This window comes from Arthrobacter sp. 05N33_2, from assembly GCF_056397425.1.
In genome coordinates, this window is record NZ_JBFTNJ010000088.1 from 1 (window position 1) to 10,198 (window position 10,198).

The window sequence follows — 10,198 nt, forward strand, 5'->3', positions numbered from 1 at the left end:
CCCTCCGGCCGCGCGAAATCGAATTCTGGCAGGCCCGGCACGACCGCCGGCACATCCGGCACCGCTACGCGCCCCGCTGACCGGGCATCGCTCAGTTAATCCGACTTAATCGGGTGGCTCGGTTTAGGATGGGCGCCATGACCTCAATCACACCAGAGAACCTTCGGGCAGAACTGCACCGCGCCGCCGGAGTCGTGGCCGGAATCGCCGCGAAACTGACGGAACAGGACATCAAAGCGCCGTCGGAACTGCCCGGCTGGAGCCGCGGGCACGTGCTGGCCCACATCTGCGGGATTRCCAACGCGATGGGCCGGCAGCTCGAATATGCCGCCCGCGGCGAGGGCGTCGAACTCTATGACGGCGGCTTCGAGGGGCGCAACCGCGCCATCGAGATGGCGGCCGGCCACAGCCTCGCGCAGCACCGGGCCGACCTCGACGCGGCGTTGGACCGGGCCCTGCGCGCCTTCGACTCCCTCGACGCGGCCGGCTGGCGTGAGCCCATCACCTACCGCGGAGGAGTCGTCTTCGACGGCGGCCTGGCACTGTGGCGCGAACTCGTCATCCATGCCGCCGATCTCGGCACCGGCCACGGACCGGAAACCTGGAGCCGCCCGTTCTGCGGGCACCTTTTCGATTTCCTCTCCGCGCGGGTACCCGAGGGCCAGCGCTTCGTGCTGCAGCCGCTTGGCCTGCCCGCGGTGGCCATCGGGAGCGGCGGAACCTCGACCGTGATCAACGGCATGCTCACGGACATCGCCGCGTGGCTCGCCGGCCGCAACCCCACCCTCGGCAGCCTGCGCGCCACCGCCGCGGCCGACGGCGTCGACCTTCCGAAGCTGCTGCCCTGGCCTGCCGGCGTTCCGGTCAACAACTGAGCCCGCCCGGGTCCGGCAGGCCGTCCCTCGCACACGGTGCGCCCGTCAACAACTGAGCACGCCTGGGTCCGGCAGGCTATGGAATAGGGCCTAGGCCCGTGCCGTCGCGAGGGCTGCTTCGCGCTCCCGGTCCAACAGGCTGCCCTTGACGGCCAGCCCCCAGCGGAAGCCGCCCAGGGTCCCGTCGGTGCGGATGACGCGGTGGCAGGGAACAAACAGTGCCGCCGCGTTGAAGGCGCAGGCACTGGCCGCCGCCCGGACGGCCTTGGCGTTGCCGGACAGCTCCGCATACTCCGTGTAGGTCACCGGGCGCCCCGGCGCGACCGTGCGCAGCACGTCCCAGGCATGGCTGCGGAACGGACCGGACTTCTGCAGCACCGGCACCCCCATGGCCGGCTCCGGATCGCCGGCATAGAACGCCTCCACGGCTTCGGAGATCCCGCCGAGCCCGGTGACGGTCTCGAATTCGGCCGGAAGCAGGTCAGCGTGGATCTGGCCGGTCAGCTCGCCGGGAACGGCGGTCCAGCCCGACGACAAGACAGCCCCGTCCCGGGCAATGATGGTGAACGGACCGTCCGGGGTGGACATGGTCAACAGCTGGGCTTTCATGGTTTCGCTTCCTTCGGAGTCTGCTTCGGAGTCTGCTTGTGGTTCTGCGTTGGAGCCTGCCTCGGCGGCAGGGACGGCTTGCGCGCCGCGGCCTGGGCAGCCGCTGCTGCGCGCCACAGGTGCATGGTGGCGTAGGAGCGCCAGGGGCTGACCTCACGGAAATCCGGGGTAAGTGTGGCGCCGTCGGGGGTCTCGGCGAGTGAACGGATACCGTTGCGGACCGCGGCGTCGTTGGCCAGGAACACATCCGGCGCGCCGATGACCCGCATCGCGACGTATCCCACGGTCCACGGCCCGACGCCGGCCAGGGGCAGGAGTTTGGCCTCCAGCCCCTGCACGTCATCGCCGTAGCCGAAGTCGAGGTCGCCCGAGGCCATCGCCGCCGCGGCGTCCCGGACAGCATCGATCCGCCGCTGCGGGCCTCGGAGCAGTTCGAAGCCGGTCCCGGCGATCTGCTCGGCCGTCGGGAAAAGCCGGTGGAGGCCGTCGTCGGGCACCAGGCTCGCGCTTCCGACCGCGGAAAGCTGGACCAGGGCGGTCCGCGCGGCGGCCACGGTGATCTGTTGGCCGATCATCGCCCGGATCAGCAGTTCCTGCGGATCAACGGCGCCGGGCATCCGCATGCCCGGCGTGCGCGCCACCGCGGCGGCCAGCCGGGAGTCGGCCTCGAGGGCGGCATCGATGGCGACCGGATCGGCGTCCAGGTCCAGCAGCCGGCGGACCCTGCTCAGCAGGGCGGCCAGATCCCGGAGGTCGACGGCGCCGATGGTCAGCACGAGCGGACGCCCGGGCGCGCCGGCGTCGTAATCCACCCGGAAGCGGGCATCGCCGTGCGTCAGCCGCAGGGTCCGGGCGTAGGAAGTGGAGGTACCTTCCTCGATCCCGGGGATGGCGCGGACTGCCAAAAAATCAAAGACGCCCGGGTCGAACGGTTCGCGGTACGGAAGGTTGAGTGTGAGCGCTGTGGTCGCCGCGGGGGAGCGGTGATGCCTGGCTGTGGCCCGGAGCGCGGAAGGCGTCATCGCAAAGACCTCGCCGATGGTCTCGTTGAACTGGCGCACGCTGCTGAATCCGGCGGCGAAGGCGATGTCCGAGACTTTCATGGCGGTGGAGACCAGCAGGGTGCGGGCGGTCTGGGCGCGGCTCGCCCGCGCCAGGGACAGCGGGCCGGCGCCGAGTTCGTGGCTGAGGATCCGGTTGAGCTGGCGCGAGGAGTATCCGAGCCGGGCCGCGAGCCCCTCGACGCCGTCGCGGTTGATCACGCCGTCATTGATGAGCCGCATGGCCCGGCCGGCGATATCGGAGCGCACGTTCCAGGCCGGCGTACCCGGCACGGCCTCGGGCAGGCAGCGTTTGCACGCACGGTAGCCGGCGTCGTGCGCCGCGGCGGACGTTTCATAGAACGTGACATTGTCCGCCTTGGGCGTCCGCGCGGGGCACGAGGGCCGGCAATAGATGCCGGTGGTCCGGACAGCTGTGTAGAACTGCCCGTCGAATCGGGTGTCCCGGGCATCGATTGCCCGGTAGCGCTGCCAGAAGTCCATCACCCCATCCTGCCAGCTTCGCGGAGCAGCTGCTAGCGGAATTCGGACACGGCCGTCCTCTCCTTCGGCGGTGTTTGTTAAAGTCTGAGCATGACTTCCAGCCCGCTTCCTGCCCAGTCCGGCGCGGCCGAGACCGTCCGCGAGCTGCTCTCGGCCGATGCCCGGCACGTGGCGCCGCTGATCCTCGGCGCGGTGCTGACGCACGACGGGCCCGGCGGATCCGTCTCGGTTCGGATTACCGAAGTGGAGGCATACCTGGGCCCGCATGATTCGCACCACCCTGACCCCGGGTCCCACACCTTTCGCGGCCAAACGGCCCGCAACGCCCCGATGTTCGGCCCGGCCGGCCACCTCTACGTGTATTTCACGTACGGGATGCACCATTGCGCCAATATCGTGTGCGGGCCCGAGGGCGTGGCATCGGCGCTCCTGCTGCGGGCCGGCGAAGTGGTCGCGGGACATGAGCTGGCGAGGGCCAGGCGGCCGACGTCGAAATCGGATGTCGACCTCGCGAGCGGGCCGGCCCGGCTGGCCACCGCGCTGGGACTGACGACGGCGGACAGCGGGCGGGATGCCCTCGCGCCGCCRTTCCGGCTGGAACCGGCCGCGTACCCGCCGGAGGGGGTCGCCGCGGGCATCAGCTCCGGTCCGCGCGTCGGCGTCTCCGGCGACGGCGGCAGCCACGAGTACCCCTGGCGGTTCTGGCTCAGCGGCGACCCGACCGTCTCCCGCTACAAGGCGGCAAAGCCGGCAAAGGCGCCAAGCGCCCGCGGCGCGTGAGGTAGCGGGCACTGTGTGCGCCCCGTTCCCGCGCCCTGATGCAGGCACGTGTGGTGGGGGATGATGGAGCAGTATGGGCGAGGGAAAGCGCGGAAAACCGGGCAGCGAGCTGGAGCGGCTCCAGATCTTCGCGGAGCTGGCCACCGAGTACTTCCGGATGGTGGAACTGTTCACCCCCGATGGCGGGCAGGTCGCGGCGGACTCCGTCGAAGCAGAGCGCCGGCACTGGATTGAGCTCTTCCGCGCGGCCCTGCTGCGCAAATTCATCGTTCCCGAAGAACACGTTTCGCTCAAACTCGTGGTGCGGGCGCTGCGCCTGTGCAACTACTCGGCGGACTCCCGGCTAGCCCAAGGCGCAGCGGAAGCGGCCGGGATGTTCACCAACGGCATGATCCGGGACCGCGAGGCGCTGATGGCCGAAATCGCCCTGGCCGACCATGACTTGTTCGAGGACGTCCTCTATGGACGGCTCCTTCACGGTGACGCCGACAGGTTCCGCCGGTCCGGATGGGCCGGGGACTACGCCCGGCTGAGCCGCGTGGCAGCCGGGCGGTTCGACGCCGAACGCGCGCTCCGAAAAGCGCTGGACATCGTCTCCTACGGGCTTGCCAACGAACTCCTGCGCCCGCCGGAGCCGGACGCCTTGCCTCCAGCGGCAGGGGATTAGGGGTTCCAGGTGGCTGCGAAGCTGCCCAGCGAGTAGCCGGCGCCGACGGCGAAGGGGGCGAGCCGGCGCCGCAGGTCCTCGCGCACGTGCGGCCACTCCTGCGAGAGGATCGAGAAGACGGCGGTGTCCGCGCGTCCCCCGCCTGGCGCCGCGCGGTGGCCGCGGAGGACCCCCTCGAATTGTGCGCCGAGGCGTTCGATCGCCGTCGCGCTCCGGGTGTTGCGGGCGTCGCAGCGGAAAGCCACCCGGTCCACTTCCAGTACCTCATAGGCGTAGGCGAGGAGCATGTGCTTGCTCGCCGGATTGACGTGGCTGCCCCAGAACTGCCGCCCGTAGAATGTTCCGCCGATTTCCAGGCGTTGCTGGTCCGGAACGTAGTCGCGGAGGGACGTCGTGCCCAGCAGGGCGCCTGTGCGCCCGTCCGTCACGGCGAACGGGATGGTGGCGGGATCCTCCAGCCGTGACCGGAACAGCGCCGCCAGCTCGCGGGCAGTCCCCGGCATCGGCGCCGCCATGCCTGCCCACATGCCGGCGTCCACAAAATCGAAGAGGCCTGCCGCATGGTGYGGGGCCAGCGGAACCAGCCGAATCCCATGGCCGGAGAGGACGATTTCGTGTCGCATTCGAGCATTCAATCACCGGCGGGATGGACAGGAGCGGCGAATCCGGCACCGACAGCGTGAACATTCGATGGCCGGCGGGTTGCCGCGGAGCCGGCGGGCCGGGAGGCCGGGGCCCGGGAGGCTTCCCGCTACCAGCCAGTAAGGTGGATGGGTGAATCAAAGCGACCCGAACCAGACGACGACTGCAATGCCGGTGGATGAGCTGATCAAGAGCCTGTGCGCCACCATCCCGGACTATCCCAAACCAGGGGTCAGCTTCAAGGACCTGACCCCGGTGTTCGCCGACGGCGCCGCCTTCGGGGCCGTCGTCGATGCCCTGGTGGGACCTTTCCAGGGCCAGTTCGACGCCGTCGCCGGAGTGGAGGCCCGCGGCTTCCTGCTCGCGGCGGCCGCCGCCTACGCCACCGGGACCGGGGTCATCACGGTCCGCAAGGCCGGCAAGCTTCCGCGCGAGGTGTTCTCCGAGGACTACGCCCTGGAGTACGGCACCGCCACCCTTGAGCTGCACACCACGGACCTGGCGCCGGGGAGCCGGGTGCTGATCCTCGACGACGTGCTCGCTACGGGCGGCACGCTCGGCGCCGCGGCGCGGCTGTTCGAGCGGTGCGGGATCCACGTGGCCGGCATCGGTGTGGTCATGGAACTCGACGATCTTGGCGGCCGCACGGCCCTGACCGGCCACAACGTCCGGTCCCTGTTGCGGATCTAGCGGGCCTGCCGGGCTGGACCATCCGGGACGTGTCGGTAGAATTCCCTGACGAAGACTGCCTTGGCATTGTTCGGCGACATGCAACAGCCGTGCCGCCGAAATGGCTGTAGAATGGTGGGTCTGTCTTTTTCGATAGGGGAACGTTCGATGCACGACGCTGATTTGGCCCATGAACGCGACTATGTGGCCGGACTTTACGCCCGGCTCGATGAGTTGCGGGCGGAGAAGCGCACCCAGCTGGCCCAGGTGCGCCGGGCCGGTGCCGTGGGCACCATGCAGAACGTTTCCGAACGTGATGCCTTCGCCGCCCTCTACGAGGACCGCCTTGCCCAGCTCGACGCCGTCGATGACCGGCTCGTGTTCGGCCGCCTGGACCTGGATTCCGGGGAGGCCCAGTACATCGGCCGCATCGGCCTGACCACCGAGGACCTGCAGCGGCTCATGGTGGACTGGCGTGCGCCCGAGGCCGGCCATTTCTACCAGGCCACGGCATTCGACCGGCAGGGCGTCCGCCGCCGCCGCCATCTGATCCTGCAGGGCCGCGAGGTCAAGGCAATCGAGGATGACGTGCTCGACGCCGGCATGCTCGCCGACAACGATTCGCTCCAGGGCGAGGGTGCCCTGCTGGCTGCCCTGAACTCCAAGCGGACGGGCCGGATGTCAGACATCGTCGGCACCATCCAGTCCGAGCAGGACCGGATCATCCGTTCCTCCATCTCCGGCGCCCTCGTGGTCCAGGGTGGCCCGGGCACGGGCAAGACCGCTGTCGCCCTGCACCGCGCCGCGTACCTGCTCTACACGCACCGGGACCGGCTCAAGAGCGCCGGCGTCCTGCTGGTGGGGCCGACGTCGTCCTTCATGAAGTACATCGAACGCGTGCTGCCCTCGCTCGGCGAGACCGGCGTCGTCATGGCGAGCCTGGGCCGGCTGATGCCCGGCATCACCGCCGTGGCCGAGCCGGACTCCGCCGTCGCCGCCATCAAGGGCCGGCTCGACATGGCCGAGGTGGTCGCCAACGCCGTGGCCAACCGGCAGCGCATTCCGGCCGGAAACCGGACCCTTGAGGTGGACGGCCGCAAACTGGTCCTCACACCCAGGCAGGTCCGCCGCGCCAAGGAGAGGGCGCGCGCCACGGGCAAACCGCACAACGAGGCCCGCGTCTCCTTCGTCAAGATCCTGCTTCGCGAATTGACCGAGCAGATGACGGAGCTGGTGGAGGCAGGCAACATCGGCAACAACGCCGACCGCTCGTACCTGGCGGAGGATGTCCGCTCGGCCCGGGATGTCCGGATCGCCCTGAACCTGTGCTGGATGCCGATGACCCCGGAGAAACTCGTGGGGGAGCTGCTCAGCAAGCCGGCCATTCTCGAGGCATRCACCCCGAACCTCAGCCCGGAAGAACGCGCGCTGCTGCTCCGCCCGGCCGATTCGCCCTGGACCGAGTCCGACGTTCCGCTGCTGGACGAGGCTGCCGAATTGCTCGGCGAGCTTGATGCCGCCGCCGGGCGCGGCCTGGCGCAGCAGGAACAAGACCGGGCCCGCGACCTGGCCAACGCCAAGCAGACCCTGGTCAACATGGAAACCGCCGGTGTGGACGTCCTTGTCACGGCCGAAGACCTGGTGGACCAGAACCAGGAGCGTGAGACGCGGCTGACCGCTGCAGAGCGTGCCACCACGGACCGTTCCTGGGCCTTCGGGCACATTGTGGTGGACGAAGCGCAGGAGCTGTCACCCATGCAGTGGCGGCTGCTGGTCCGCCGCTGCCCGCTGAAGTCCTTCACGATCGTGGGCGACATCGCGCAGACCAGTTCTGTTGCCGGTGCCAACTCCTGGCACAGCGCCCTGGGCCCCATGTTCGGCGACCGCTGGCAGCTCGAGGAGCTGACCGTCAACTACCGCACCCCGTCCCAGATCGCCGAGGCCGCCGCCCGCATGGCGACCGCGGCCGGATTGGTGGTTTCGGCGCCCAAGGCCGTGCGGGAAGGGCGCTGGTCCCCGGTCATCGACAAAGTCGGCCAGGGCCAGATCGTCAACAAGCTCGTCGAGGTGCTTCCGGAGGAACTGGACGCCATCGAGGGCGGCCTGCTGGCGGTCATCGCCGACGGCGGCCTTCTCCCCGAGGCCAGCGCGGCACTGCGGGCCGTGTACGGCCACCGGGTCGGGACGGGCGCCGGGAGTTACGCGCAGGACATCGTGGTGATCAGTCCCCGCGAGGCGAAGGGGCTGGAATTCGACGGCGTCGTGGTCCTGGAACCGACCGACATGCTCAACCACGAGCACGGCCGGGTGGGTGACCTGTACGTGGCCWTGACCCGGCCCACCCAGCGCCTGCGGCTCATCGCCGCCGCCGGAGTCCCGGCAGGCATCGAGGAGTAGGCCCGGGCCGGCGGGCGTCACCTGCGCTGCGGCCCGGTTGATCCTGCTAACTTAGATTCCGTGTCCCAGCTAAATATTCTCGATGCCCAGCAGAACGATCCCAGCTTTGCCAATATCTGGCAGGAGCTGAAATGGCGCGGCCTTGTCCACGTCTCCACGGATGAGGCGGAGCTCGAAAAGCTCCTCGCCGGCGACCCCGTGACGTATTACTGCGGCTTCGATCCGACCGCGCCGAGCCTGCACCTGGGCAACCTGGTCCAGCTGCTGCTCATGCGCCGGATCCAGCTGGCCGGCCACAAGCCGCTCGGACTCGTGGGCGGCTCCACGGGCTTGATCGGTGATCCGCGTCCGACGGCGGAACGCACCCTGAACACCAAGGACACCGTGTCCGAGTGGGTGGGCTACCTTCAGGCCCAGGTCCGTCGGTTCCTGAGCTTCGAGGGCGACAACGCGGCCCGGATGGTCAACAACCTGGACTGGACGGCGCCCCTGAGCGCCATCGACTTCCTGCGCGAGATCGGCAAGCACTACCGTGTCGGCACCATGCTCCGCAAGGACGCCGTTGCCTCCCGCCTCAGTTCCGACGAAGGCATCAGCTACACGGAGTTCAGCTACCAGATCCTGCAGGGCATGGACTACCTGCAGTTGTTCCGCGACTACGGTTGCATGCTGCAGACCGGCGGCTCGGATCAGTGGGGCAACCTCACCAGTGGCACCGAGCTCATCCGCAAGGTTGAGGGCAAGCACGTCCACGCCCTGGGAACGCCGCTCATCACCAACTCTGACGGCACCAAGTTCGGCAAGAGCGAGGGCAACGCGATCTGGCTGGATCCAACCATGTGCAGCCCGTACGCGTTCTACCAGTTCTGGCTCAACACGGCGGACGCCGACGTCGCGGACCGACTCAAAGTGTTCACCTTCCTGAGCCGCGCCGAGATTGAGGAACTGGAGCTCGCGATCGCCGAACGGCCCTTCGCCCGCGAGGGCCAGCGAAAGCTGGCCTACGAGGTGACTTCGCTCGTCCATGGCGTGGACGCCACCGAGAAGGTCATTGCGGCTTCCGCCGCGGTGTTCGGCAACGGCGACCTCTCCGTACTGGACGAAGCGACACTGAAGGCGGCGACCTCCGAGCTGCCCTCCGCCACGGTTGACGCCGGCGCCCTGGGCATCATCGAGCTGCTGGTCGCCTCCGGTCTGTCTGAGAGCAAGTCCGCCGCACGCCGCACTGTGGGGGAGGGCGGCGCCTACGTCAACAATGCGAAGGTATCTGACCCCGACGCCGTTATTGCGGCCAGCGAGTTGCTGCACGGGCGCTACCTGCTTCTGCGCCGGGGCAAGAAGAACCTGGCAACGGTGGAAGTCGCCGCGCCCTGACCAGCACGGGATCCTGACTGGTACCGGATCCTGACTGGTACCGAAAACGCACCTGCACGCTCCTTCCCGGCCGATTTGCACGGCCGGGAAGGAGCGTGTATTGTTTTCTGAGTTGCCGCCGTTGAGTGGTGACAAACCCCCACAAATGAGAAGCAATTCTTCATGCGCCAGGCGCACATAATGAAAATTGCTTCAATTCTGCTGGGCGGATTCGCTCCGCAAAGCGAAATTCCGATGAAAATCGCGAATTTGCAAAGTGGAAATGAATGAAATAAGCTGTAAACATCGCAGCGAAGAAAAGCGGAATAAAGAATTCATGGAAATGAATTGTTTCGGCAAGTATTCGAATGTGTCTGTTGTTTGAGAACTCAATAGTGTGCCAAGTTTGTTGATACCAATTTATTGTATTGAATTGGTTGAATTTGCCGGGCCCGCCACCCCGTGGTGTGGTCTGGTGTTTTTGGCTGGTTTCAAATTTTGTGCAGCGTGTGTATCCCGTTTTCCCGGGGGCGCATGTTGTGTCTGTTTTACTTCAACGGAGAGTTTGATCCTGGCTCAGGATGAACGCTGGCGGCGTGCTTAACACATGCAAGTCGAACGATGATCCGGTGCTTGCACCGGGGATTAGTGGCGAACGGGTG

General features: G+C 67.8%; 10 protein-coding genes and 1 rRNA gene. 8 read left to right on the plus strand and 3 right to left on the minus strand.

Annotated features, from left to right (window positions below):
- Both AC1DHX_RS19180 and AC1DHX_RS19185 read left to right on the plus strand, forming a co-directional pair.
- The coding region (locus AC1DHX_RS19180; RefSeq protein ID WP_476900365.1) for a pyridoxine 5'-phosphate oxidase C-terminal domain-containing protein at positions 1-80 on the plus strand (80 nt) is incomplete at its 5' end.
- A 57-nt stretch (positions 81-137) separates the two neighbouring features.
- On the plus strand, positions 138-875 hold the full coding sequence (locus tag AC1DHX_RS19185) for a maleylpyruvate isomerase family mycothiol-dependent enzyme (RefSeq protein WP_476900363.1): 738 nt from the start codon (positions 138-140) through the stop codon (positions 873-875).
- Positions 876-965: 90 nt separating this feature from the next.
- On the opposite strand, the gene AC1DHX_RS19190 is transcribed toward AC1DHX_RS19185, so the two are convergent.
- Positions 966-1,484, minus strand: a complete 519-nt coding sequence (locus AC1DHX_RS19190) for a methylated-DNA--[protein]-cysteine S-methyltransferase (protein ID WP_230010645.1) — start codon at positions 1,482-1,484, stop codon at positions 966-968.
- Positions 1,481-3,028, minus strand: coding sequence for an AlkA N-terminal domain-containing protein (locus AC1DHX_RS19195; RefSeq protein WP_476859014.1), 1,548 nt, complete (start codon positions 3,026-3,028; stop codon positions 1,481-1,483). The genes AC1DHX_RS19190 and AC1DHX_RS19195 overlap by 4 nt, the downstream gene beginning before the upstream one ends.
- A 90-nt stretch (positions 3,029-3,118) precedes the next feature.
- On the opposite strand from AC1DHX_RS19195, the gene AC1DHX_RS19200 reads away from it, so the two are divergent.
- Complete coding sequence (locus AC1DHX_RS19200) at positions 3,119-3,808, plus strand: DNA-3-methyladenine glycosylase (protein WP_476859013.1); 690 nt, start codon at positions 3,119-3,121, stop codon at positions 3,806-3,808.
- A gap of 73 nt (positions 3,809-3,881) precedes the next feature.
- Positions 3,882-4,475, plus strand: coding sequence for a hypothetical protein (locus AC1DHX_RS19205; RefSeq protein WP_476859012.1), 594 nt, complete (start codon positions 3,882-3,884; stop codon positions 4,473-4,475).
- On the opposite strand, the gene AC1DHX_RS19210 is transcribed toward AC1DHX_RS19205, so the two are convergent.
- Positions 4,472-5,098 carry a GNAT family N-acetyltransferase gene (locus AC1DHX_RS19210; RefSeq protein WP_476859011.1) on the minus strand — a complete coding sequence of 209 codons (627 nt, stop codon included), beginning with the start codon at positions 5,096-5,098 and terminating at the stop codon, positions 4,472-4,474. The two genes, AC1DHX_RS19205 and AC1DHX_RS19210, sit on opposite strands and share 4 nt — an antisense overlap.
- A gap of 187 nt (positions 5,099-5,285) precedes the next feature.
- Between AC1DHX_RS19210 and AC1DHX_RS19215 the strand changes: the two genes are divergently transcribed.
- The 4 genes from AC1DHX_RS19215 to AC1DHX_RS19230 all read left to right on the plus strand — a co-directional run.
- Positions 5,286-5,807 carry an adenine phosphoribosyltransferase gene (locus AC1DHX_RS19215; RefSeq protein WP_243181808.1) on the plus strand — a complete coding sequence of 174 codons (522 nt, stop codon included), beginning with the start codon at positions 5,286-5,288 and terminating at the stop codon, positions 5,805-5,807.
- A gap of 147 nt (positions 5,808-5,954) precedes the next feature.
- Positions 5,955-8,183, plus strand: coding sequence for a HelD family protein (locus AC1DHX_RS19220; RefSeq protein ID WP_476900364.1), 2,229 nt, complete (start codon positions 5,955-5,957; stop codon positions 8,181-8,183).
- 60 nt (positions 8,184-8,243) lie between these two features.
- Positions 8,244-9,557 (plus strand): tyrosine--tRNA ligase, encoded by a 1,314-nt coding sequence (gene tyrS, locus AC1DHX_RS19225; protein ID WP_230007239.1) that lies wholly within the window; start codon positions 8,244-8,246, stop codon positions 9,555-9,557.
- A 532-nt stretch (positions 9,558-10,089) separates the two neighbouring features.
- Positions 10,090-10,198: ribosomal RNA gene (locus AC1DHX_RS19230) — 16S ribosomal RNA — on the plus strand; the annotation flags it as partial.

What these genes read in the sequence shown, in the direction of transcription:
- AC1DHX_RS19190 (WP_230010645.1), bottom strand. Translation starts at nt 1,484, where the DNA reads ATGAAAGCCCAGCTGTTGACCATGTCCACCCCGGACGGTCCGTTCACC.
- AC1DHX_RS19195 (WP_476859014.1), bottom strand. Translation starts at nt 3,028, where the DNA reads ATGGACTTCTGGCAGCGCTACCGGGCAATCGATGCCCGGGACACCCGA.
- AC1DHX_RS19205 (WP_476859012.1), top strand. Translation starts at nt 3,882, where the DNA reads ATGGGCGAGGGAAAGCGCGGAAAACCGGGCAGCGAGCTGGAGCGGCTC.
- AC1DHX_RS19215 (WP_243181808.1), top strand. Translation starts at nt 5,286, where the DNA reads ATGCCGGTGGATGAGCTGATCAAGAGCCTGTGCGCCACCATCCCGGAC.